Origin of the sequence: Niabella beijingensis (genome assembly GCF_020034665.1) — a bacterium.
GTDB lineage: Bacteria > Bacteroidota > Bacteroidia > Chitinophagales > Chitinophagaceae > Niabella > Niabella beijingensis.
This window is the reverse complement of sequence record NZ_JAIQDI010000001.1, coordinates 3,809,655-3,833,596: the sequence shown is the minus strand read 5'-3', so window position 1 is coordinate 3,833,596 and position 23,942 is coordinate 3,809,655. Positions and strand designations below refer to the sequence as shown.

Genomic DNA, 23,942 nt, shown 5'->3' with positions numbered 1-23,942 from the left:
GAATCAACTCCCCTCCGCCACTTTCGATAATACCGTGGAATCGAACCACCAAACCTGGCGCCAACCGCCTGTACCATTTTTACCTTAAAGAACTAACTTCCCAAACTCTCAACCCCTACGTTTTGGGGTTGCAAAGATACACGCTTTTTCCAAACTAACAAAAATATTTAAGAAAATATTTTTGTCTAACCAATTAAATCTGAAGAACTTACCTGCCATAAGAAAGGATCGGATCTGGCAGTGCCTTATTTTCAGGCGGACTGCAAAGATACAACTTTTATTTTGATTTTTGATACAATCATGAAAAATTATTTCAGTATTTTCTGTATCAAAAGTGACGGTAAGATATAAGCGGAATAACCAATAACTATTACTGGAATTCATTATGTAGATGCTCCTGGAACTTAAGCTGTGTCAGCATTTCAGGGTTTTTGAATCTTTCAATTTTTCTCAGAGAACTCATCCGTTTCACAAACGGAGTGCAAATATAGACCGAATTTTTAAACCACAAAATTTATTTCAAAAAAAACTGCAGTTTTTTCGAAAATAATCGCCGCCCTCCGGAATACTTCCTTTAGATCATGCGTCAACCGCAAAGTTTGCGGATAAAAAACGTCAATTGTATAAGCGGATTTCTACAGCAGACCGTTTATCTGTCATTACCCGATACTTATTAAAGTATCCACAACGTTACATTAAGGAAGACGGAAACAACTCCGGCCTTATCATAATAACCCGGTTCATACAGCCGGCTTTTTCAGCCTTATTGAATGGCGCAAACAACGTATTGAAGTATGAATAAAATCCCGCGTTCGATCCTTATTGCGAATCACCATCTGGAACATCTGGGCGGATCAGAAACCTACACCTACGCACTGGCGGAGGAATTAACAAAGCAGCAGTTTGATGTGGATTATTTTACCTTCCACAAAGGAACCGTATCGGATAAACTGGAGACAGATCTGGGCGTCCGGTTCCGGCAGAAAAAAAAGTACGATCTTATACTGGCCAATCATTATACCTGTGTGAATCAACTGCGCTCTTCCGGTTTTATTATTCAAACATGTCATGGCATTTACCCCGAACTGGAGCAACCCTCTCCCCATGCCAACGGATATGTAGCTATTTCGCAGGAAGTACAGGATCATTTAGCACAACGGGACCTGGAAAGTAAAGTCATTCTCAACGGGATCAATATGGACCGGTACAAAAGCACCAACCCGTTGCATAGCGAGGTCCGGACGGTTTTAAGTATGTGTCAGTCCGATGAGGCCAATCAGATCATTGAAGCCTCCTGCAAAGCAGCAGGCGTGCGCCTCATCACCCTGAACAAATTTAAAAACCCGGAATGGAATGTGGAAAAAGCCATTAACAGGGCCGATCTCGTGGTAGCTATCGGCAGGTCTGCCTATGAAGCGATGGCCTGCGGACGGCCGGTGATCATTTTTGACCACCGTTCCTATTTCCAGTCCTGCGGCGACGGCTATGTGAGGGACCGGCTCGAACGGAGCCTGCTGAAAAATTGTTCCGGAAGGTATTCCAATAAAACGTTCTCTGTTGCTGAAGTGACCAAGGAAATCAAGAAATTCCGGCCGGAGGACGGCACTTTTTTCCGGAATTTCGCTTTAAAAAAACTAAACATTGCCCATACAGCACAGGAGTACCTGGATTATTTTCAACACCTGCGCTACCAACGTTCCGGTATTCCGCAGCTTTCTGCAGCGATCAAACGCTTTTTTTCCAGACGCTCTTTAAAAAAACAACCGTATATAAAATAACGACAGCTGGTTGTTCTGCCGGTCTATGATCTTATGCCTCCGAATAATTTACCTGTACGAGGGTCAATCCGTGTGCCGGTGCGTCAAAATATGCGGCGCCGCAAACGGCTTTTTTTACGATCGTCTCAAAATCCTCCATGCTCAGCGAATGCCGGCCTATCCGCAGCATAGTGGCGACCAGCGCCCGCACCATCCCCCGCAAAAAGCGGTTGGCTGTAACATGATACTGAAATACATCGCCCTCCTGTTCCCAGTAACTTTCCATAAGATGGCAATTGAAGGTTTTTACCTGGGTGTTTTTTTTTGAAAAACTGCTGAAATCACTAAAACCTTTCAGCAGGGTTGCCGCATGGTTCATCGTTTCAAGATCCAGCGGGTAAGGATAAAAATAAGCGGTGTCGGATAAAAAAGGATTCTTGTACCCGTATATCTTATAGAGATAGGAACGGCTCACGGCATCAAAACGGCTGTGGGCATCAGCGGCAACCTCCCGGATCCCTTTAATCACAATATCCTCCGGAAGGATCGCATTGAGGTTATAAACCGAACGGGGGTCGATGGCCCCATCCCAGTCAAAATGAAAAAAATTCTGCAGGGCATGTACCCCGCTGTCCGTCCGGGACGAACCGGTCAGCCGGAACGTGGTTTTAAAAAAAACCTGCAGTGCCTTTTCCACTGCTTCCTGAATCGTAGGCCCTGTATCCTGGATCTGAAAACCGCTGTAGCGGGTTCCCTTATAACTGACTTCTAAAAAAAACCGGGGCATAACGAAAAATATATTTTAAAAAAAAGCGCTCCGGGATGCTGCCACCACACGGAACGCTGCGTATCTGTTACAACTGCCGGTTTATTTCAGCGAGTTGAATTTGTCCTTGTAATAAGCGTCTTTTAGTTCGTCCTGCAGCGAGCCGAAATTTTCGGGATCAGACACATGCGCTTTTGCTGCGTCGAAGAAATTGTATTTTCCTGCATTGGACAGGAACATGCTGCTGATGTACTTCACCTGTGCGGTGGAGTAACATTTGTTTTTAAATGCCCGGCGGGCTTCCTCTATCATCGCCTCGTCATTGTCCCTGCCTGCCATCTCCCTGCGCAACTTCAAAAAATCATCTTCCGTGGCAATTGACTTACAGCTACCAGAAACGGCCTTTGCCGCTTCTTTTGTCTTTCCTTTCTTTCTTCCGGAACTGCTTTCCTGTGGAATCGCAGGCTTTTCTTCCACTACGAACGGTGCTGGTTTCTGGTCGGTGGCTGCCGGCGTTTCCTGTGGTGTATCGGGTGTTTTCTCCTCTGGCGTTTGGGGCGCGGCTGCCGCATCATCCCCGCCCGATGCCGGGATCGTTATTTCGATCTGTTCTGCGCTGCCCCCCGTGCTGCGGTCTTCATATACCACAACCGTTCCTGTTCCTGACGAATGCTGCGACAATTTTACCACCGCATCTTTGCCTACCCTGGTTGCCACTTTCGGGGCAGCTTCCTGAACCGGCTGTTCTGCTGCTACTTCCTGTGGCGGTGTTTCTCCTTTCTCTCCTGCATCAGCAACCACAGGTTCTTCTTTGGGAGCTGCTGCCTGTACAACCGGTTTTTCTTCCGGTTTGGGCTGCTCCAGCAAACTCGGATCATTGGCTGCCTTGGAAAGCACTTTTGTAAAATCGCTCACATCTGCATTTTCCGCAGCAGGCTGTTGCTGAGGCGTAGCAGGTGGAGGCGTAGCAGGCGGAGGCGTTTGTTGTACAGCAGCCGTTTCCGCAGGCGGCGTGGCAGGCGTTTCCTGTTTCGGTTGTGGCTTCGGCTCCTGGCGACGTGGCTGTTGCGGCTTGGGTGCTTCGGCCTTGGCCAGCGCTGCCGCCTCATCTGCACTTAATGGCTTCTGAACATCCATGGACTGAAGATCGAACAGCGACCATCCCTCAGCACCAAAATTTTTAATAAGGTATCCTTTATCCTTTGAATCGATCTTGAACCGGAAGGTCATCTCCGGGTTCTTATTATCCTGAAAACCAACAATCAGGCGGTAGTCTCCATCCCTCAGTTGCGGTAAAATAAGGTAACCGGAAGAATTGGCCTCAATCCGCTGGCCGTTGATTTTAATATAAAAAGGTTGGGCAGGTTCGGTTTGCAGATAAACAAAATATTTGGATTGAACCGAATATTGAGCGAAAGAAACAAAGCCAGTCAACAGAAAGACGATCGCCAGTAAGAAACGCTTATTCATGATGTATGTATTGTTCTAATAATCCTATCAAAATGATTCTTCCAAACAAAAATAAACGAATAATATGAGGTGGAAAAAGTTTAATGGCTAAAGTTGCCAGTTACCGGTTTCAAAACCTGGGAGGTTGTATCCGGGGCTTATTGCTCTATTCAGATGTTTTGTATTCAAATTGTTACCGCTCAAATGCCGCCTGAATCCGGGCCGGAGCTTCAGACCTGTTATTGAAACGATTCCGGTTACCAGCTTCCACCGGCACCACCACCACCAAAACCGCCGCCACCGAAGCCGCCAAAGCCGCCGCCACCTCCGCCGCCGGACCAGCCACCACCACCACCGCCCGACCAGCCGCCGGGTATGATCCATCCGCCGCCGCCCCGGTATCCCCGGCGCGACACATAGCCACCGCCACCACCGCCGCCACGGCTCATGAAGGAAATAAAGATAATAATCACAATCACCAGCACGATAACCGTTCCAACCCCCGGGCCTTTGCCCCGGTCGCGATACCCTTCAGGGGCTTTGAACCTCCCGGCTGCCGCCTGTATCAGGGCATCCGTCCCCTCGTCCAGCCCCCGGTAATTATCCCCCAGTTTAAAGTCCGGGATAATGATCTGCTGAATGATCTGGTCGGCGATCAGGTCGGTGATCGCTCCTTCCAGTCCGTACCCGGTGGCAATAAACAGGCCCCGGTCTTTCGGACCTGCGTTCACCAGGATCACCACCCCATTGTTAAACTGTTTTTGTCCGCCTACGCCCCACTTCCTTCCCAGCGCAATGGCATAATCATCTCTTGAATACCCTTTCAGATCGTCCACGATCACCACGGCGATCTGGTTGGAGGTGCTGTCGTCATAAGCCACCAGCTTGCGTTCCAGCGTCTGCGCCTGCTCCGGCGTTAAAAAACGCCCGGTAAAATCATTTACCAGTTTGGGCGGATTGGACGGGTTGGGGATCACGGATTCGACCTGTGCGAAAGACAGCGCCGAAACCAGCAAAAAGTATAGTAGAAAAAGTTGCTTCATTTATTCATTAACTGCCAAAAACAATATCATCCGGAAGTTCATTATGGTCTGTAGCCCGGTCAAAGGGAAAATACTGATGGAGGCCTTCCCCGATCTGGTGGATGTACTCACTGATACCGGTGGCAAAGTGTTTCTGGTTAAAATGTCCCAGTATCTTCTTCACCAGGTTATTCCAGTACTCCTTCCCCGTCCGCTGATAAATGCCTTCATCCCCGTAAATAGCCAGCTGCCGGTCCTTTACCGCAACATACAGCAGCACGGCGTTCCGGTCGATGGTATTCTCCATTTTCAGTTTATAAAAAACCTCCACGGCGCGGTCAACGGGGTCCACATATTTATTGTGACTTTCGAGGTATACCCGTATCTCCCCGCTGGTGCGGCTTTCCGCCTGGCGGATCGCTTCAACGATCTGCTCCTTTTCTGCGACGGTAAGTACTTCTTCCGGATTTCGATTGAATAAGGAAAAGGCCACGTTTTTAAAATTTAATTTCTACATTTTTTTCGGCTCCGGCAGTTGCCTGGAATCCTTCTTTTGGCTTAAAGCCACAGATACCGGCAACGATCTTCCCCGGGAATCCCCGTACGGCACTGTTATAGTTGGCTACTGCTGCGTTAAAGTCATTCCGCGCCACTTTTATCCTGCGCTCGTTGCCCTCCAGCTGGGTCTGTAACCCGCGGTAGGCCTCGGTTCCACGCAATGTAGGGTACCGCTCAATAACAGCGATAACCCGGTTGGATGCCGCAGCCAGGGAGTCCTGCAACCGCGATTGCTGGCTGTAATTATCCGGGGTAGGTTCCCCCCCCAGTCCCTGCTGTGCCCGGCTGCGCGCATCGGCGATCGCCACCAGCGTTGATTGTTCAAAGCCGGAGATGCCCTTTACCGTATTTACCAGGTTGGGGGTAAGATCCAGGCGCCGCTGGTACGTGTTCTGCACCTCACTCCACATCTGCCGTACCTTTTCATCTTTTTTTACAAATGAATTATACGACAGCAAAAAGTAGATCCCCAGAACGGCAAGAACAACGATGATGATCAGACCGGATTTCTTCATCGGTTACCGGTTTAGAATTTCACTTTCGGAGCGTTCTCGGCACCGGCATCCGCCTTGAAACCTTCCTTGGCATGGAAACCAAAGATCCCGCCCAGGATGTTCATCGGGAAGGAACGCACTTTCACATTATAACTGTTCACTGCGGTATTGAATGTCTGGCGGGAAGCACGGATATCATTTTCGATCCCTTCGAGCTGCCCCTGCAACTGTAAAAAGTTCTGATTGGCTTTTAATTCCGGATAGGCTTCCACCGTAACCAGCAAACGGCTGAGCGCACTGGTCATCTGTCCCTGGGCCGCCTGGAATTCGGCCAGTTTTTCGGGAGTAAGGTTTTCCGGATTCACCTGAACGGAAGTCGCTTTTGCGCGGGCGTTGATCACATCCGTTAATGTGGACTTTTCAAAATTGGCAGCGCCCTTTACCGTTTCAACAAGGTTTCCTACCAGGTCGTTCCTTTTCTGGTATTCACTCTGAACATTGTTCCATGCTTTATTTACACTTTCCTGTTCTTTTACCAGGCCATTGTAGCCGTTGCAGCCCATAAAGCCCAGTATTACCAGAAGAACGACAATGATTAATGTAACTCCTTTCATATGATTGTGTTTTAGGATTTGATGAAACAAATTTATACTAAATAATACACCAATTTATCAAATTATATTCCATATTCTTCATTTTCAACTGCGTTGTCGGTAAACCCGCCCTAAATAACGGCGAAACCACCGGCAGGTCCAGGCTCTCAGCCCAAAGCTATCAGCAGTCAGCTTTCAGTCATCAGCTGTTCCCTGCAACTTGCCGGGGTACCGGCCGCTGATGGCTGAAGGCTCATGGTTTTACTTTCAGCAGTATCTTCTTATCCAGGAACCAGAGCATTCCCTTGCCGCCGGTGCCCAGGAATATATCCGGGTTGCCGGTATAATCCGGTTTGCTGTATTGCAGTTCTGCGTACTGGGCGCTGTCGAGCCAGGCAAAAGCAAACTGCTCCTTTGAATAATTCCCTTTAGGGAATCCCGCACCCATGTAGGCGTTGAGAATAGCGCCATACGTTTTTTCGTCATAATATAAAGCGGCTTCCATACCACTGGTATTGCGGCCGTTCCATTGATACACCACATGAACCGGCGGGTATTGCTCCAGCCGGAGCCATTGTTTCAATTTTGCGGGATCTTCTGAAATTGCCATTCCCATGTGAGGTTGCAATGGCGGAACCGCTTCCGCCTGTGCTGCCGGCGGCTCCTGGTTCTTACAGGCGAGCATCAAAATCAACATTATTCCGATCAAAGGGCGTTTCATAACAACAATTAAATCCATTGCAGCAACCGGGGTATAAAAATGATAAGACCGGCAGCAGCGGCTCCTATTGCCACTACCAGCACTGCAGCCGCCGAAACATCTTTTATATAACGGATCCCGGGATCTTTTTCCGGCATGATCCGGTCGCAGAGTTTCTCCACAGCAGTGTTGAGCAGTTCCATCCCCATTACCATTACCACACAAATGATCAGGATCAGCCATTCAAAAGCATGGACATCAAAAACAGCCCCCATCAGCACTACCAGCACAGCCGCCACCACATGCACCCTGAAATTCTGTTCTGACAGGAACGCAGCTTTTAATCCGCTGCCGGCATAACCGAAACCTTTTACCAGTTTTTTTACAGAGAAGCCGCTCATATCCAAAGCTACGTCAAAAGCCCTACAATAATGAGCCGGAATCAATTTTGTTAAAAGGTGTACCGGTGAAGCAGGCTGACCGGGAGGATTATCAGGGTACTCCGGTTACAGAGATGAGAGGCGCACCTGTTTTTATTCTTCGGTAGAAGATCCTTTTTCCGCAGCTTCAGTGTTTTGATGTTCTTCCTCCATTGTTATCGAAAAAGCTGCCCATACACAGCGCCGGCATCCCAGTTCCCCGCCTTTTTCGAACACTTCCTTTGCCTTGTTTACATTTTGTAATGCGGCATAATAGCCACCCAGAACGGCATAGCCATCCAGGTCGCCCATACCGATGGCTTTTTCAATCAGTGCCAGTACCCCCGGATCTGCTTCCTTTTTTTCTGCTGTTTTTTTATCATTCAGCAGTGCCATAATGCCCCCCATACCCTCAAGGATCTTTAGCCCAGCATAATCCAGACAGGCTTTTGAAAGGCCGCTGTCGCAGAGATTTTTCATTTTTAGCGAAAAGCGGTCATCGGTACCGGTCAGGAATCCTCTCTCACTCCTGCCTTTCAGTTCATAATACCGGTTCATCAACCGGGCAATGCGGTCTGCCGCTTCGGGATCGGTACGTTTATTTTCTACGGCAGTATCCTTTACAAACCTCCATACGCCGCCGTTCACCCATTCAGAAGCTCCGTATAAGGTGTCGCCTTTCAGCAAAAACTTGAAGATGCTTTTATCAGGATAAACGATCACACTATCTCCTTTTTGAAAATAATAGCCATCGCCCATTCCCATAATATCCACTTTTCCGTTCCCGTCAAACGCAAAATAATTGTACAGCGTTGTATCCGCCATTGCCTGGAAATATCCGTGTAACCGGTTGGTAAGTGCCTGCCCTTGTACGGCAGTTGCAACCAACAGCATCAAAACAGCCAGGGAGCGCGTAAGACAACGTAAAACAATCTTCTTCGGAACCATCTTCATATTCAACGGGATTTTAAACCGCGCAAATATATCAAAAGCGCCTGTAAGGTACCGGTCACCCACCAACAAATTGAGTGCTATCAACAATCAGCACCGGTTTTGCTGAAGCCCCGGTTCCCTGCTATATCCGAAGGAGCTGACGGAAGGATGGAATGTGGCAGGACTTTTTTAACATGTTGATTGCTATATCAACACAATTTATTTACATATGAAAAACAGTATCCTTTTCTCTATGCATGGCCTGTCTGTTATTGTTGCTGGGTGCCGGATGTACAAAGACCGGCAAACCCGAAACGGGAGATGACGATACCGATAGCAAGAACACTGAAACGGTAGTGCTCTCTGATAATTTTGATAATAATTCCAACAAATGGTTTGTAGGCACATCACCCACCAATAGTAATGTCAGTGCTTCGATCGACAAAGGAGTCTATTATATGGTCAATAAATCTCCCAACAGTAACTACTATTATTTCACCCCTTTCCAAAAATGTTTTTCCCGACCGTGCAAAAAAATATATTGTTGAATGCCAGCTCGACGGCGGCGGAGTTGAGGTTAATAAAGAGGGTTATTACGGATTGGTCTTCAATTTAGATATGAGTATCGGGCGCCATACCAGTTTGTTGCTGAATAATCTACACACTTTTAGTGTATGGCAGGGTAAGGAAGATGGCACCGGCGGCAATAAACAATTAAAGGGCTGGACGAGCTTTGTCCGTAACCCGAACGCAATTGGCGAGCTCCTGCGTATAGAAGTTACGAGTGACGGGAAGAGAAGTTTTTTCCTGAACAATAAACTGGTTTTTGCAACGACTATCAACAATTTGAAAATGGACAAAATTGCCTTTGTGGTAAGTAATAATGCAGGCCTTAGGTCCTACTATATCAAGGCCACCGTCATAAAATAATAATGGATTGAAGGATCCATTTCCGGGGGAAGATCTGAAGCTGGCTGTACAATAATGCGTTTATGAAAAAGAGGCGTCGTATGACGCCTCTTTTATATTGACCGGGATCGTTGTAATTATGCCTCTTCAATAGCAGCGATGCCCGGAAGTATCTTTCCTTCAAAGAACTCGAGCATGGCCCCGCCACCGGTGGATACATAGCTTACCTTATCAGCAAATCCGAACTTATTCACTGCAGCCACACTGTCGCCGCCGCCTACCAGCGAGAACGCACCGTTCTGTGTAGCTTCGGCTACTGCTTCAGCAATGGTTTTGGTTCCGGCCTGAAATTTTTCCATTTCAAAAACCCCCATCGGACCGTTCCATAAAATGGTCCTGGAGTTTTTGATCACATTGCTGAACTGATCTCTTGCACTGCCGGCAATATCCAGTCCCATCCATCCGTCGGGGATATTATCGCTGGGTGCCTCGGAAACGCTGGCATCCGCGGCAAATTTATCCGCAATGATGCTGTCGCCGGGCAGGTGAATGTTCACACCCTTTGCCTTTGCTTTTTCCAGGATCTCTTTTGCGGTATCCAGGCGGTCTTCCTCGCAAAGGGAAGCTCCGATTTTACCGCCCATGGCTTTGTAGAAAGTATACGCCATACCACCACCGATAATGATATCCGTGGCTTTTTCCATCAGGTTTTCAATGATGAGGATCTTATCCGACACCTTGGCCCCGCCCAGGATCGCGGTGAACGGCTTTTCACTTTGAGTAAGTACTTTTTGTGCACTGCTGACCTCGTTTTCCATCAGCAGCCCGAACATTTTTTTGTCTGCGGGGAAGAATTTGGCAATGATCGCGGTGGAAGCGTGGGCGCGGTGTGCCGTGCCAAAGGCATCATTCACATACACATCCCCGAGCTTGCTCAGCTTTTCTGCAAAAGCCTCGTCGCCTTTTTCTTCTTCTTTATAAAAGCGCAGGTTCTCCAGCAGCAGTACTTCGCCGGGGCGCAGCATATCTGCGGTCAGATATGCCTGCTCACCGATGCAGTCATTGGCGAACAGTACGGTAACGCCACCCAGCAATTCACTCAGGTGGTTTACCAGGTGCTTCAGGGAGAATTTATCTTCCGGTCCGTTTTTGGGACGGCCCAGGTGCGACATTAAAATGACCTTGCCGCCGTCATTAAGGATTTTCTTAATTGTAGGAACGGCCGCCTTCATACGGGCATCAGAAGTGATCTCCATCTGGTCGTTCAGCGGAACGTTGAAATCCACACGTATCAGTACTTTCTGATCTTTGAAGTTATGGTTTGAAAATTTAGACATTGTTAAAGATTTGAGGTTTCAGAATTCAGATTTGAGTGTTAAGACATCAGAATTGAGCACTAAGAGCAGCGACCGGATCAGACTGATGCCAGGCGCACAACAGTTGAACTGAGCGTAGCAACAAAGATGCCACATGTACTGCTGCCCGCCTAATAAAAAGCAAAAAGCGGAACAATGTGTTCCGCCTTGGCTGTTTATTTCTGAATTACTTGCTGATCAGTTTCGCAAAATATTCAACCGTGCGCACCAGCTGAGATACGTAGCTCATTTCATTGTCATACCAGGAAACGGTACGTACCAGTTGTTTGTCTCCTACGGTCATCACTTTTGTTAAAGTAGCATCAAACAAAGAACCATAATGGGTGCCGATCACATCGCTGCTTACGATTTCATCTTCGGTATAACCAAAGCTTTCGTTGGAAGCGGCTTTCATTGCAGCATTGATCTCTTCTGCAGATGTTTGTTTCTTCAATGTTACGTTCAGCTCGGTGATAGAGCCGGTGATGGTAGGAACACGCTGAGCGCTGCCATCCAGTTTCCCTTTCAGGCTCGGCAATACGAGGCCGATCGCTTTTGCAGCGCCGGTGCTGTTGGGAACGATATTGGCCGCTGCAGCGCGTGCTCTTCTCAGGTCACCTTTTGCATGCGGGGCATCCAGGGTGTTCTGATCGTTGGTATAAGCGTGGATGGTGGTCATGATACCCAGTTCGATACCAAAGGTATCATCGAGTACTTTAGCCATCGGAGCCAGACAGTTGGTGGTACAGGAAGCACAGCTGATGATGGTTTCGCTGCCATCCAGAATGTCGTGGTTCACGTTGAACACAACGGTTTTCAGTTCGCCGGTAGCGGGAGCAGAGATCACTACTCTTTTAGCACCTGCTGCGATGTGTGCTTCTGCTTTTGTTTTATCGGTAAAGAAACCGGTACATTCCAGCACCACGTCTACATCGTGCTCTTTCCAGGGAATCTGGGAAGGGTCCTTTTGTGCATATATTTTAATTTCATTACCGTCAACGATAATCGAATTCTCAGTGCTTTTTACATCTTGGTGAAAACCTCCCTGAGCGGAGTCGTATTTTAACAGGTGAGCTAATACTTTGGGGCTGGTCAAATCATTGATCGCAACAACGTCGATACCTTGCTGGTTGTAGATTTGACGATAAGCCAAACGACCGATTCTACCAAAGCCGTTAATGGCTACTTTTACTGTACTCATAGTTGTGTAAAAAATTTAGTTAAGTAAGAACAATTTTTGGAGGCGTAAAGTTACAGCATTTTGTACGGAATACATATTAAACAATTTCGATTTTTCGGCCCTATTTTTTTAAAAGCAATTATTTTTTAATTTTTTTTGGCCGATCAATTCCTGTCCATTATCTTTGCACTCCCAAAAACGGATAACGCCGCGTTGGTCAAGGGGTTAAGACGCATCCCTTTCACGGATGAATCACGGGTTCGATTCCCGTACGCGGTACTAAAAGCTCCTTTTCAGGAGCTTTTTTTTATATCATGATTCTACACCTTTTACAGATTGTTTACTACACGACAGGCCTTTAAATTGTCCGTTTTTTGGGATGAAACTATGGCAACCCTCTCACTCCCTGGTCAATAAGTTATTGGTACGTTTGGCTTGCACAAGCACTGTTGCGCCCGCCACAGCAGTTTTTTACCCATAATTCACGAAGCAGACCTTTAAAACGCACCTGTCTTTTTCTTATTCCAACTTGCTTCTCTATAAATTTTATTGGTATATTTACGAAGCCTTCGGATCTGGCGCAAAACGGATTTGTGATCACAGCCGGAAATTTCTGTGTAATGCCCCCTGATCAATGTAGGGCGAGACTGTGTGATGCCCTTCAGACCAGTTATATGCAGCAATTATAATACTCAATCAGTATCAGCCCACTCCCAAATCTCACCATCGTGAAAACCAAGCTTATTTTTTCAATGTTATTTTTGACAGGCCTGCTGCCGGTCATTGTCACAACCGCTCAAAGACCCTATTTTACATGGGCCCGTTCCTGGGAAGGATCATCAGGCACAGCGTTCGATATTGCCACTGATGCAGCCGGCAATGTTTGGACCACCGGCATTTTCGAGGGCACTATAGACGGCGATCCCGGAGCCGGAACAGTCCCGCTCACCAGCAATGGCAATTTGGATGTGTACATTACCAAACTGGATGTCAACGGCAACCTCCTTTGGTCGAAAAGCTTTGGCGGTCCCGCTGTTGAATACGCCCGAAGTATTGCAATAGACGCAGCGGGTAATGTATATATCGCCGGTCAGTTTAACGGGACGGTCGATTTTAACCCTGGCCCCGGCACGGCCAACCTCACCGGTGCCGGTGCCACCGATGTTTTTATTTGCAAGCTCGATGCCAATGGTAATTATGTATGGGCCAAAAATATGGGTGGTACCGGTGTTGAGGATGTCTATGGCATTGCTTTGGATGACAGCGCCAATGTGTATACAACCGGTGATTTTGCCCTTACCGGTGATTATGACCCCGGACCGGGTGTTGCGAACCTCACCAGTGCAGGTGGTACAGATATTTTCGTAAGCAAGCTTGATTTTGCCGGCAATTATGTATGGGCAAAAAGCATGGGCGGCCCAATGTCAGAAACAGGCGAGGACATCACTACCGATGCCGCCGGCAATGTATACACTACCGGTCTTTTTTCAGCAACCGCCGATTTTGACCCGGGAAGCGGCGCCGCAAACCTAACCAGCGCGGGCAATTCAGATATTTTTATAAGCAAGCTGAATCGCGAAGGCATTTATATCTGGGCCAAAAGCATGGGCGGCAGCAGTGGCGACAATGCTGCGGCTATTGCCCTTGATGCCGCCGGCTATATATACACCACCGGTTTTTTTTCGGCGACCGCCGATTTTGACCCGGGAGGCGGCGCCGCAAACCTAACCAGCGCGGGCAGTTCAGATATTTTTATAAGCAAGCTGAATCGCGAAGGCATTTATATCTGGGCCAAAAGCATGGGCGGCGCCGGTACAGATAATGCTGTAACATTGGCCACAGATCTCCGGGGAAATGTATATACTACCGGCCGGTTTGCCGGCACTGTAGATTTCGACCCGGACGCCGGCGTGTACAATTTAAGCAGCTCAGGTGTCAATGATATTTTTTTCAGTCGGCTGAACAGCAACGGCAACCATATGTGGGCCCGGAGTATTGTAACCGCAACAGATAATGTAGCCCGCGGCATGATCATTGACGCAGCCGGTAACCTGCATGCGGCTGGTGGTTTTTATGAACCCACAGATTTTGATCCCGGCCCTGCCGAGCTGCTGTTAACTGCACCCACCCAAATACCATTCGCTCTTAAATGGGCCCAGTGTATGTCTATCAGTCTGCCCACCGCTTATACCTCCGTAGCCGTTCCAATAAGCGGTACGGAGCCGATCCTTATTTATGACAGATGCCAGGATATTGCCACAGTGCAGCCCACCGGCACTACCCCCGTCAGCGGGAATACCTCCGCCAAAGTATGGGTAGATGCCGCACAGCCGGAGTTTGTTGTAAAGCGGCATTATGAAATCACGCCCGCGAATAATGCGGCCGCCGTTACCGGCGACATCACCCTTTATTTTACCCAGCAGGAATTTGCCGACTATAATGCCATCGCCGCCAGCCCATTGCCCACGGCGGCAGATGATGCAGCAGGAAAGGCCAACCTGCGTATCCTGCAGCTCGGCGGCACCAGTAACGATAACAGCGGACAGCCCGGCAGCTACAGCGGTGCCAAAACCGTTATTGATCCCGACGACGCCCAAATCGTATGGAATGCAGGCCAAAAGCGTTGGGAAGTAACTTTTCCGGTAACGGGTTTCTCCGGTTTTTTTGCAACAGACCCCTCCACACTGGCCCTGCCGGTTACGTTCGGGAGCATCAGCGCCCGCCTCAAAGACGACCGGATCTCTGTAAACTGGGAGACCCTGTCGGAAACCAATAATGATCATTTTGATATTGAAATATCTGTCGATGGTTCCACTTTTAAAAAGATAGGAACAAAGGCATCAAAACACGCAGCAGGAAACAGCAACGGTATCACTGCCTATAACTTTTCGCTGCCGCTGGCAGATGCCATGGGTTACCTTGCGGTATCGGCACTCACCCTGCTGCCGGTCCTTACCCGCTGCCGCAACCGAAGAAAAAAATATGTCTTGCCCGCCTTTTTCGCAACCTTCGCTTTGCTGCTTAGCATTGCCGCCTGTAAAAAACAAGCACAGGAAGTGGATACCGAAAACAGGGATCTTTATGCGCGCATTGCCCAGGTAGACAAGGATGGCACTGCAAAGTACTCCAAAGTAATGAAGCTGAAAAAAGAATAACGCGCTGCCACTTTGCCGCACATGCGAAACCAGTCCTGTTGCATAGGGTACTTTTTTGTACAAAGAAAAAAAGCGTATTTTCTGATCCAATTCGTTGTTCTTTTATAGCCCATCGGCTATGAAAAACACGCTTTCATCGAATTAAGCGGCCAATTATTTTTTTTTACTGAAACCAGTGCTATCTTCATTGTTGTTTTGAGGACCTGGATTGGGGCACCCGGTCTTGCCAGATCAGAGTTTCCCCTTTTGTTAAGACGATTTGACCAGAATTAAACCGGATAAAAGCCCTGAAGTGCCAGACCGTTAATTCAATATAATTTATAAACAATAATTACGACCAAAATGAAGTATCTGGAAATGAGATCCGCTTTATTATCCAAATTGCCACTCGTCTATTTGGAGCGACGCTATCAAAAAAAAGCAAAACCGGCATCCTTCAGGATCTTTAATAAACACACCCTCTACGGGCAGCTCGCACATGTAGATGTCCGGAATAAGGGGGTTATCTTTCAGTTAACGGGCGATAAAAAAGAATATATCTTCTATCCGGTATACGATAAAGATTCCGGGACAGATCAGCTATTTCATCACTTTGCAACCGCCGGCGACCGTATTATAAAACTGGCTCATTCAAATATTTTGATATTGAGAAAACAAGGAACGAATTATATCTATACATTCCGTAAACCGATGTACTGATGCTCCGGTTACATACACCGCGCCAACCCCGGCTGGGTTCCATCTCTCCCTCCGGTCTCACCAGCCCACTTTATATCCGTCTTATAACCTTGCATCTTTAACAGGTTAGCTACTTCTTTCAGTCGGCTGTCTTTTACCGGACCCCGGTCGCAGCATTATTGATTCTTCAATATAAAGCTTTTGAAAAAAGCAGTCTGGCCACTAGCCCCCTTTGAAATCAGGCCTACACGGACAGCCCGGTCCCAGGGCGGCAGCTGAGAAATATCGGCAGACGTATCTCCCAATGCCCGGAATTTTTTCCCGTCCCCGCTATATGCAAAGCGAACCGCTGTGTTATTGGTTACCGTTGCTTTTATGGTTATGGCAGATGGTGACTTCCGGATCTTTTCGCGGGCGATTAAAGTTTCTTTACCCCCTTTTACCTGTATCAAATAAATTTCATTGTGCTGCACTCCGGTATATAACAGGTTCCTGTCGTCACCGATCAGGGCCAGCCCGGCCTGTGCGGTAGTACTTTTCTGCACGGCAACCGCTGCGGTATAATCACTTGCCAAAACAGGCTGGCCGATGTATGCGCCACACACGGAAGGGAGCGCGTCTAATTTCAGGGTATTACCCGAAACCGTATAATGTACATCCTGGAATATACTCCAGTGCCACTGATCTGCCAGCCGGTCCCCCGTAAAATCATCAGCAAATGTCTTTGCATCCGGTAGCCTGGTCTGTGTATTGCCATTTAAAAACCGGATCCACCCGTCCGCAGTAAATTCGAATTCGTTCAGTAATCCCTGGCGACCGGCGTAGGCCCCGCTGTTCGTACTGTAGCCGTGGTAAAGAAAATAGAACCGGCCTTTTTCCTCAACAGGCGTTCCATGACCCGGACATTTCCATTCCTGATCATTGATCAATACCGGGTTGCCCAGATATTTTTCCCAGGGACCAAGCAGGTTTTTGGATCTTGCGATACCTGTTCCGTAGTTACATGCTTTGCCACAGCATTTTGCGCCTGCATAAAAAGCATAGAAATAATCATTGTGCTTCATTACCGACACTCCTTCAACCAAACCTTGTTCCCAGGGGGCCTCCCCACGGAAAAGTTCGGTCTTTTCGCCAACCAAACCGGTCCGGTCCTCTTTCATTTCGGCGGCCCAGATGGGTGTGGGTTTTCCGGCGCTGTTACCATCTTCTTTCCATATCATATACAGTTTCCCGTTCTCATCCCGGACCGGAAAGGCATCTATCGAACCGTCTTCCTGGCATATAAGCGGACCAAGATCCCGGTATGGTCCTTCCGGCTTATCCGCTACTGCCGCGGCGATACAAAGACTTCCGCCCTTTTTGTGTGCGGTATAATAGAGGTATACCTTCCCGTTATCGTAAGTAATTTCGGGCGCCCACATATAATGATCGGCCCAGGCGGGCATTTCTGTAAATACATGTCCTGCGGATTTCCAGTTTACAAGATCAGCTGACCGATACAACCGGAAAGCCGGGAACCAGTCGGAAGTGGTTCCTGCGGCCCAGTATTCATTGCCGATCTTAACCACCGAAGGATCCGGATTGTCGCCCGGCAGCACAAGTTGCTGACCATGACTCTTAACAACAAAAACAAACAGCAACAGGATTAAAGAAAAACGCATACCGGAATTTATTTGTAAATAGTTTTTTTATCAAAGGGGTTGAAAGAAGCAGCGTCCCGGTCAGCCAGAGATCTTCCGGCACCGGCACTTCGTTCTTATTTAAATGATGTTCATCAACCATGGCCCAGAGGGCGATGCATCTGACAGCCGCTTCCGAATCGTTAATAAACACAAGGTTAATATTCCGCCAAAGTAAAGAAACCCGTACCGAATACTTTGTTCAACATTTTGCTGAATCGTGTCAAATTCCGCACAATTCTGACGGCTATGCACTGCGATAGTCTTATTTATATATTTTTGAGCTCAGTAGCCATGTGTATTTTCCGCTATATCATTTCTTTTGTTTTGCTGTTTCAATGGACCACAACCTCCTGCCATGGTCAGTATTATTTTAAACATTACCAGGTGGATGACGGGTTGGTCCATAACGCCGCCATGTCCATCATACAGGATAAAAAAGGGTTGATATGGATCGGGACCCGTGGCGGATTAAGCCGTTTTGACGGGTATACCTTCAAATCATATAAAAACGAAAACAATAAACTCGGAAATATCGGCAATGATATTCTTGTGTGTGTCACCGAAGATAAAAAAGGAATGATCTGGATCGGTTCCGGCAGAGGGGTATTCCGGTTTGACCCCTATCTCGAGCGTTTTAAAGAACTGGAGAATGCCCCGAAAGTATATATCAGTCATCTTGAAGTAGATAACAACAACAATCTGTGGTTCCTTGCGAATGGCGCACTTTATAAATATGACCAGTCTGGCAAACAACTAGAAAAATTAAAGATACACGGCTCCTGTATGGCATTGGATCAGCATATGAATATATGGACCGGAGATGATGACGGCGTTCTGAACGTTTATAACCCGCTGCAAAAAACCAGTAAAACCATCCGGCTGATCGAAAAAAAAATACCGGAGCACCTCCGTTCCATCAGTAAAATTTATCCGATCAGTGACAGTGAGCTGCTGATCGGTTGTTTTAAATTAGGTTTAAAAAGATACAATATCAATACGGGAAGTGTAAAATCTTTGCCGCTCCGGAGTGCTGAAAACACCATTGTATATGTACGCGACATCATTGCGGCTGGCAACGACCAGTACTGGATCGCCACTGAATCGGGGATTTTCATTTACAATCTCAACACCAATGCCAGCACCCACCTCCGCAAACGCAACGGGGATCCGTATTCCATCGCGGACAATGCGGTTTATACCTTCTGCAAGGACAATCAGGGCGGCATGTGGGTAGGCACCTATTTCGGCGGATTGAACTACTTCTCAAAACAGAATGCACGGTTTGAAAAATATTACCCGTTACCGGGAACCAACTCGATATCGGGCGATGCAGTGGCCGAAATCGTTTCCGACAAAAATGAAAACCTGTGGATCGGCACTGAAGACGCCGGCATCAATAAACTGGATCTGCGGACGGGAAATTTCACCTATTATACCGCCGGAGGAAAAAAGGGGGATGTTTCCTATCCCAATATCCACGGCCTCCTGGCATTCGGCGACCAATTGTATATCGGGCCCTTTTTCAGCGGTCTGGAGATCATGAATATGCAAACAGGACAGGTAACCGACCGGTTCAGATCCGTGGGCGCAAAAGATGCACGTATAAGCAGTTTTATATCCCGTATTTATCTGACAAAAGACAGCAGTATACTTATAGGCACTTCCTATTACGGAGCTGGCCTGTTTAAGTATGATCCCCGCAGTAAAACATTCAGCCGTATTAATCAGATCCCTTACGGGCCTTATGTTTATAATATCCTGGAGGATCATGAAGGCACCATATGGACCGGGACCGCGACCCAGGGAACCTTTTTTTACAATCCCAAAACAGGCATCCATGGCAACCTGCTCCTGGGTGATTCATTAAACAACCCCGTTGATAACGAATTTGCCGTTCATTATATTTTTGAGGACAGCAATCATGAAATATGGTTCGCTACCAGTGGTGGTGGACTTATCAAACTAAGCAGGGACAGAAAAACCATAAAAAGATTTACCATGGAGAACGGGCTGCCCACCAATGTGGTATACTGTATCCTTGAAGACAACGCAAAACACTTATGGATCAGCTCGCTTAAGGGCCTGATCTGTCTGAACCTTTCTACCGAAACATTAAAAATCTACACACAGGCCAACGGATTGATAACGGATCAGTTCAACTACAACTCCGCATATAAACATACCGACGGCAAAATGTACTTTGGCTCCGTAAAAGGAATGATCGCCTTCAACCCTTCTTCATTCGATCAGAAAGAACCAAGTCCGCCCACTTATATCACCGGCTTCCAGATCAATAATAAAGAAGCAGTTCCCGATACAACCAGCGGCCCGCTTTATAAATCCATCCTGTATACCGACACCATCACCCTCAACTACAACCAGAATAATTTCAGTATTGAATTTGCTGCAATAAATTTCTCGTCCCCGGAGGTCACCCGGTATAAATACCAGATGAAGGGGCTTGACAGATCGTGGACCTATCTCAACACCAATCGCAATGCTTATTTTACCGATCTGGCACCGGGAGACTATGAATTTAGCGTTCAGGCCGAAAGTAATGTCGGAAGCTGGGCCGGTAACGAACGCCGGTTGTTTATTAAAATCCTGCCGCCTTTCTGGAGGAGTGATATCGCCTACTTATTTTATTTTATCGCCTTTGCGGCTATCGTTTACTTCCTGATGCGTTATTACCGCCGGTACCTGGAAGGAAAAAACCTCCGGAAGCTGAAACTTTTCGAACTCGAAAAAGAAAAAGAAATCTACCAGGCCAAAATTGAGTTTTTTACAAATATCACCCACGAAATACAGACACCGCTTACACTGATCGCCGGACCGATCGAGTGGCTGATCAAAAAATTCAGGGACCGGCCCGATGTGAATAAAAGCCTGCTGATTGCTGAAAAGAATTCCAAACGGCTGGTGGAACTAACAGGGCAACTGCTCGATTTCAGAAAAACCGAAGCGGATCAGTTTAGCTTAAACTTTGTAAACACCGACATTGCCGCCCTGGTAACCGACCTCGCAGCGGGATTTAAAGAACAGGCCGGCCGCAACAATATAAAACTGGATGTCATATTGCCCCCCGATCATTTTAAAGCCTTTGTTGACCGGGAAGCTTTCATCAAAATATGCACCAATCTGCTCTCGAATGGGATTAAATATGCTGACACTCATACCATTGTAAACATCGACGCTGTCAACTCCACCGACGCATTCTTTACGATCCGTTTCACCAATGATGGTAAAGGCATACCCGATGAATACAGGAGCCAGCTATTCAAGCCCTTCTTCAGAATGAAAGGCAATAACAAACCCGGGACCGGCATCGGTCTTTCACTTGCCAAATCGCTTACTGAACTGCATAACGGATCACTGCAATTGATTTCCGGCGAACCGGATTCAATTATCTTTGAGCTGCGACTGCCCATACATCAAAAATTTGAATTCCAGTTAAGCAGTTGGAAAAAGATAAAATAGTATGACTGAAAGCATTCTTATTATTGATGATAACGAAGATATCCTGGAATTTTTATCGGTAGTTTTAGGCGACACCTACAAACTCCATCTTGCAGCCAACGGAGAGATCGCACAAGCCATTTTAGACAAAGAGATCATCCACCTGATCATTTCAGATATCATGATGCCGGGTATAGACGGATTTGAGCTCTGCAGCCTTATCAAATCAAGCATTGAATACTGCCATATTCCGGTGATCTTACTGACATCAAAAAACACTTATAAAGCGCATGTTGAGGGCCTGGAAGTGGGTGCCGATGCATATATTCAAAAACCGTTCTCATCAGAATTGTTACAGGTTCAGATCTCCAACCTTCTCAGGAACCGCCGGAAAATAAAGGAGCATTTTTCAAGTTCTCCTTTTGAAGATGTCCGTGTAATGGCACATTCCAAAACCGACGAGGCTTTTCTGAAGGAGCTGGACGAATATATCAGAAAAAATATTAAGCGGCCGGATATCGACATCGACATGCTCGCTGAGCATCTGTATATGAGCCGCACTACATTTTACCGCAAGATCAAGTCACTTTCATCACTCTCTCCAAAAGAGTTGATTGACATTACACGTCTTAAGAAAGCCGCTCATTTAATTGCTGAGAATGAGCTTTCATTACTGGAGATCTCAAGGCAGGTGGGGTACAGCTCGCAGAGTCTTTTCAGCCGTAATTTTCAAAAGTATTTTAAAATGTCGCCTATGGAATATTTCAATTCCCTGCCCCGGGAATAAGACTTCCGGTGTTAAGGCTCCAATCATCCTTTTGTTATACGCCCACCGCCTGCCGGCTTACAGACACCAATCTTTAAAAAGCGTTGATGCATAATTGATCCGGCTCCTTTTTAATTTGTGTCCTCATCAGCCACGGCATCCTGCCAGTTCGTCCACATTTCCGTACTGGCATCATAACCGGTATAACCCGGGTTCTGGCGCAGTTTGCCATAGAGGTTGGCATCGATCGCCGATTGCGGTATTGGAAGATAGATATTATGCGGTGCAATCGTATAATTTCTTCCTTTTACAAGTACCCGGTTCTTATTGTAGTAGTCACTGTAATGCTGAATACGCTGGTACCAGTAATTGTTTTCAGAAAGTGTATTAACAGTATAAGCATTTCCCCACTCATCGGGTTTACCGCTTAATGCAAGGCTGTATGATATTCTGCTGAGTTCCATATGGCGCCATTCTTCCATCCACAATTCGCGGGCGCGTTCGCTTACGATATCACCGATCGTTACGGTTGTATACAATTCACTGCACTGTGCTCTTGCCCTTACCGCATTTACATCTGCCGTTGCAGCTCCTGTATTGCCTTTATAAAACTGTGCTTCCGCTCTTAACAGGTAGGTTTCGGCCAGACGGTAGCAATACCAGTCGGCAGCCCCGCCCCTGTTATTGTTACTATTGGGATTGGCAATATGGTCGGGGTCTGTTACGAATGTCTTATAATGCGGCCAGTCGAACCAGTTACGAACGGTGTCGGTACATAAAAGCCGGTCGCCATCATAAAGCTGCAGATTTTTTCCAAAGTAAAGGGCATCAGAAGGGTCGTTGTATTTCATAGAGTCCATGCGCGCCCAGTTACCCACCGTACTGTTATGGCGCAGATCAGTAGGGTCTTCTATACCATTGACCGCCCAAAGACCATGCTGGGCAAAATAGGTGGGTCTTATCATTGCAATCCCTCTTCCCACTGCAGAGTTAAAATCCAGGTTGGCCCTGTAAGACTTATTAGTAGATGCATAGGATTGCATATACTTTCCTGCCGGTGATACCAGTGTGGAAATATTCCACATAGGGCCCCAATTCCGCATGGAACGTAAAGCAATACCGGCATCTGTGCCATGGCGGTTCGGCATTGCCAGAATGGCTTCTTTATTGGCCGGGATGCATTTATTTACCGGCCGGTGCAGATCCCATATCACGTTGCGGGTAACAGGCCAGGCAGCGGGGAACGGATTCTCAAATGTTCCGAAGGTCGAGTTCATTAAGGCGTACCCGGAGTTATTGATCAATGTATCCGCCTGCGCAATGGCTTTGTCCCATTGCCCTGTAGCCAGGTAACATTTTATCAGCAATTGACGACAGGCACCTTTGTTCACCATACCGATATAGGCCATTTGAGACTGATCGGGTACCCAGGCTACGGCATTTTCCATATCCCGGGTGATCATTTCGAGGATTGCCTCACGGCTGGTGCTTTTATAATTTTGTTTGGGTCCGGACAATATCTTGCTTACCAGCGGCACGTTATTAAACTGGAAACACAGGGCCAGGTAACGGAACGCTCTGTGAAAATAGGCCCTCCCCAGGTATTCCTGCTTAGCCGTTTCATCCAGTCCCGGAACATTATTAATATAGGTTGTAACGGTATTGGCATACTTGATACCATTGTATGTTTCGCCCCAGAAATAGGACAGCATATTGATGTCGTTCTGATACATTCCGTCCGTTGGTGTCAGCCTTGTGGCCACATCGGCAAAAATATTTCCGTCATCCGTCTTACCGGAAACGGCTACGTCGGATAACATGTATTCGCTGTTCATCGGCACCGATATATCCCGTGTTGTTGTATAGCTCCAGTAAGCACGTAAATGCCGGTCGCACAGCGCTAAAGTCGCATCAATGCCCGAACGGGTAGTAAAAGTAGCTTCCGGTTCATAAAATGAAAGCGGATCCGGCTGCAGGAACGCTTTTTTACAGCCGGCCAGCATACTCATTGCCAGGGTTGCGGCAAAAACAAAGCTTATATAAAAATTATTCTTTTTCATGCTTTATTCA

At 47.3% G+C, this 23,942-nt stretch carries 19 protein-coding genes and 1 tRNA gene; 7 read left to right on the top strand and 13 right to left on the bottom strand.

Annotation, left to right across the window (positions count from 1 at the left end; all coding sequences use genetic code 11):
* Window positions 1-794: 794 nt before the first annotated feature.
* A complete protein-coding gene (locus K7B07_RS16105) occupies window positions 795-1,778 on the top strand; it encodes a glycosyltransferase (protein ID WP_223711331.1) in 984 nt (327 codons plus the stop codon).
* Window positions 1,779-1,809: 31 nt separating this feature from the next.
* Here K7B07_RS16105 and truA read toward each other — a convergent pair whose 3' ends face one another.
* The 9 genes from truA to K7B07_RS16060 form a co-directional block, all read right to left on the bottom strand.
* Window positions 1,810-2,544 (bottom strand): tRNA pseudouridine(38-40) synthase TruA, encoded by a 735-nt coding sequence (truA, locus tag K7B07_RS16100; protein WP_223711329.1) that lies wholly within the window; start codon window positions 2,542-2,544, stop codon window positions 1,810-1,812.
* Window positions 2,545-2,625: 81 nt separating this feature from the next.
* Window positions 2,626-3,993, bottom strand: a complete 1,368-nt coding sequence (locus K7B07_RS16095) for a DUF4476 domain-containing protein (protein WP_223711327.1) — start codon at window positions 3,991-3,993, stop codon at window positions 2,626-2,628.
* A 236-nt stretch (window positions 3,994-4,229) separates the two neighbouring features.
* On the bottom strand, window positions 4,230-5,015 hold the full coding sequence (locus K7B07_RS16090; protein WP_223711325.1) for a TPM domain-containing protein: 786 nt from the start codon (window positions 5,013-5,015) through the stop codon (window positions 4,230-4,232).
* A 7-nt stretch (window positions 5,016-5,022) separates the two neighbouring features.
* Window positions 5,023-5,487, bottom strand: a complete 465-nt coding sequence (locus K7B07_RS16085) for a TPM domain-containing protein (protein WP_223711324.1) — start codon at window positions 5,485-5,487, stop codon at window positions 5,023-5,025.
* Between the two features lie 4 nt (window positions 5,488-5,491).
* The gene (locus K7B07_RS16080; protein WP_223711322.1) at window positions 5,492-6,067 is read right to left on the bottom strand and encodes a LemA family protein; all 576 of its coding nucleotides are present in this window, start codon (window positions 6,065-6,067) and stop codon (window positions 5,492-5,494) included.
* Between the two features lie 11 nt (window positions 6,068-6,078).
* Window positions 6,079-6,660: a LemA family protein gene (locus K7B07_RS16075; protein WP_223711320.1), complete on the bottom strand. Its 582-nt coding sequence runs from the start codon at window positions 6,658-6,660 to the stop codon at window positions 6,079-6,081.
* 232 nt (window positions 6,661-6,892) lie between these two features.
* Window positions 6,893-7,360 carry a hypothetical protein gene (locus K7B07_RS16070; RefSeq protein ID WP_223711318.1) on the bottom strand — a complete coding sequence of 156 codons (468 nt, stop codon included), beginning with the start codon at window positions 7,358-7,360 and terminating at the stop codon, window positions 6,893-6,895.
* Between the two features lie 8 nt (window positions 7,361-7,368).
* On the bottom strand, window positions 7,369-7,740 hold the full coding sequence (locus tag K7B07_RS16065; RefSeq protein ID WP_223711317.1) for a diacylglycerol kinase: 372 nt from the start codon (window positions 7,738-7,740) through the stop codon (window positions 7,369-7,371).
* A 132-nt stretch (window positions 7,741-7,872) separates the two neighbouring features.
* Window positions 7,873-8,712, bottom strand: coding sequence for a hypothetical protein (locus K7B07_RS16060; RefSeq protein ID WP_223711315.1), 840 nt, complete (start codon window positions 8,710-8,712; stop codon window positions 7,873-7,875).
* Window positions 8,713-9,114: 402 nt separating this feature from the next.
* Between K7B07_RS16060 and K7B07_RS16055 the strand changes: the two genes are divergently transcribed.
* Window positions 9,115-9,621, top strand: a complete 507-nt coding sequence (locus K7B07_RS16055) for a hypothetical protein (protein ID WP_223711313.1) — start codon at window positions 9,115-9,117, stop codon at window positions 9,619-9,621.
* 116 nt (window positions 9,622-9,737) lie between these two features.
* On the opposite strand, the gene K7B07_RS16050 is transcribed toward K7B07_RS16055, so the two are convergent.
* The gene (locus K7B07_RS16050; RefSeq protein WP_223711311.1) at window positions 9,738-10,937 is read right to left on the bottom strand and encodes a phosphoglycerate kinase; all 1,200 of its coding nucleotides are present in this window, start codon (window positions 10,935-10,937) and stop codon (window positions 9,738-9,740) included.
* Between the two features lie 205 nt (window positions 10,938-11,142).
* Complete coding sequence (gene gap, locus K7B07_RS16045; RefSeq protein WP_223711310.1) at window positions 11,143-12,156, bottom strand: type I glyceraldehyde-3-phosphate dehydrogenase; 1,014 nt, start codon at window positions 12,154-12,156, stop codon at window positions 11,143-11,145.
* 186 nt (window positions 12,157-12,342) lie between these two features.
* On the opposite strand from gap, the gene K7B07_RS16040 reads away from it, so the two are divergent.
* The 3 genes from K7B07_RS16040 (at window position 12,343) to K7B07_RS16030 (ending at window position 15,989) form a co-directional block, all read left to right on the top strand.
* Window positions 12,343-12,414 (top strand) — tRNA-Glu (locus tag K7B07_RS16040).
* A 473-nt stretch (window positions 12,415-12,887) separates the two neighbouring features.
* Entirely contained in the window at window positions 12,888-15,290 is a 2,403-nt protein-coding gene (locus tag K7B07_RS16035) for an NHL repeat-containing protein (protein WP_223711308.1), read from the top strand.
* Window positions 15,291-15,632: 342 nt separating this feature from the next.
* A complete protein-coding gene (locus tag K7B07_RS16030) occupies window positions 15,633-15,989 on the top strand; it encodes a hypothetical protein (protein ID WP_223711306.1) in 357 nt (118 codons plus the stop codon).
* Window positions 15,990-16,144: 155 nt separating this feature from the next.
* Here K7B07_RS16030 and K7B07_RS16025 read toward each other — a convergent pair whose 3' ends face one another.
* Window positions 16,145-17,629: a family 43 glycosylhydrolase gene (locus K7B07_RS16025; RefSeq protein ID WP_223711304.1), complete on the bottom strand. Its 1,485-nt coding sequence runs from the start codon at window positions 17,627-17,629 to the stop codon at window positions 16,145-16,147.
* 267 nt (window positions 17,630-17,896) lie between these two features.
* On the opposite strand from K7B07_RS16025, the gene K7B07_RS16020 reads away from it, so the two are divergent.
* A complete protein-coding gene (locus K7B07_RS16020; protein ID WP_223711302.1) occupies window positions 17,897-21,127 on the top strand; it encodes a ligand-binding sensor domain-containing protein in 3,231 nt (1,076 codons plus the stop codon).
* A gap of 1 nt (window position 21,128) precedes the next feature.
* Entirely contained in the window at window positions 21,129-21,893 is a 765-nt protein-coding gene (locus tag K7B07_RS16015) for a response regulator transcription factor (protein ID WP_223711300.1), read from the top strand.
* Between the two features lie 110 nt (window positions 21,894-22,003).
* On the opposite strand, the gene K7B07_RS16010 is transcribed toward K7B07_RS16015, so the two are convergent.
* Window positions 22,004-23,932 (bottom strand): RagB/SusD family nutrient uptake outer membrane protein, encoded by a 1,929-nt coding sequence (locus K7B07_RS16010; protein ID WP_223711298.1) that lies wholly within the window; start codon window positions 23,930-23,932, stop codon window positions 22,004-22,006.
* Between the last annotated feature and the right edge of the window lie 10 nt (window positions 23,933-23,942).

Excerpts from the sequence above, each read along its gene's own strand:
- K7B07_RS16095 (WP_223711327.1), bottom strand. The coding sequence starts at position 3,993 with ATGAATAAGCGTTTCTTACTGGCGATCGTCTTTCTGTTGACTGGCTTT.
- K7B07_RS16075 (WP_223711320.1), bottom strand. The coding sequence starts at position 6,660 with ATGAAAGGAGTTACATTAATCATTGTCGTTCTTCTGGTAATACTGGGC.
- gap (WP_223711310.1), bottom strand. The coding sequence starts at position 12,156 with ATGAGTACAGTAAAAGTAGCCATTAACGGCTTTGGTAGAATCGGTCGT.
- K7B07_RS16035 (WP_223711308.1), top strand. The coding sequence starts at position 12,888 with ATGTTATTTTTGACAGGCCTGCTGCCGGTCATTGTCACAACCGCTCAA.
- K7B07_RS16070 (WP_223711318.1), bottom strand. The coding sequence starts at position 7,360 with ATGAAACGCCCTTTGATCGGAATAATGTTGATTTTGATGCTCGCCTGT.
- K7B07_RS16080 (WP_223711322.1), bottom strand. The coding sequence starts at position 6,067 with ATGAAGAAATCCGGTCTGATCATCATCGTTGTTCTTGCCGTTCTGGGG.
- K7B07_RS16060 (WP_223711315.1), bottom strand. The coding sequence starts at position 8,712 with ATGAAGATGGTTCCGAAGAAGATTGTTTTACGTTGTCTTACGCGCTCC.
- K7B07_RS16065 (WP_223711317.1), bottom strand. The coding sequence starts at position 7,740 with ATGAGCGGCTTCTCTGTAAAAAAACTGGTAAAAGGTTTCGGTTATGCC.
- K7B07_RS16020 (WP_223711302.1), top strand. The coding sequence starts at position 17,897 with ATGCACTGCGATAGTCTTATTTATATATTTTTGAGCTCAGTAGCCATG.
- truA (WP_223711329.1), bottom strand. The coding sequence starts at position 2,544 with ATGCCCCGGTTTTTTTTAGAAGTCAGTTATAAGGGAACCCGCTACAGC.
- K7B07_RS16055 (WP_223711313.1), top strand. The coding sequence starts at position 9,115 with ATGTCAGTGCTTCGATCGACAAAGGAGTCTATTATATGGTCAATAAAT.
- K7B07_RS16050 (WP_223711311.1), bottom strand. The coding sequence starts at position 10,937 with ATGTCTAAATTTTCAAACCATAACTTCAAAGATCAGAAAGTACTGATA.
- K7B07_RS16030 (WP_223711306.1), top strand. The coding sequence starts at position 15,633 with ATGAAGTATCTGGAAATGAGATCCGCTTTATTATCCAAATTGCCACTC.
- K7B07_RS16025 (WP_223711304.1), bottom strand. The coding sequence starts at position 17,629 with ATGCGTTTTTCTTTAATCCTGTTGCTGTTTGTTTTTGTTGTTAAGAGT.
- K7B07_RS16090 (WP_223711325.1), bottom strand. The coding sequence starts at position 5,015 with ATGAAGCAACTTTTTCTACTATACTTTTTGCTGGTTTCGGCGCTGTCT.
- K7B07_RS16105 (WP_223711331.1), top strand. The coding sequence starts at position 795 with ATGAATAAAATCCCGCGTTCGATCCTTATTGCGAATCACCATCTGGAA.
- K7B07_RS16015 (WP_223711300.1), top strand. The coding sequence starts at position 21,129 with ATGACTGAAAGCATTCTTATTATTGATGATAACGAAGATATCCTGGAA.
- K7B07_RS16010 (WP_223711298.1), bottom strand. The coding sequence starts at position 23,932 with ATGAAAAAGAATAATTTTTATATAAGCTTTGTTTTTGCCGCAACCCTG.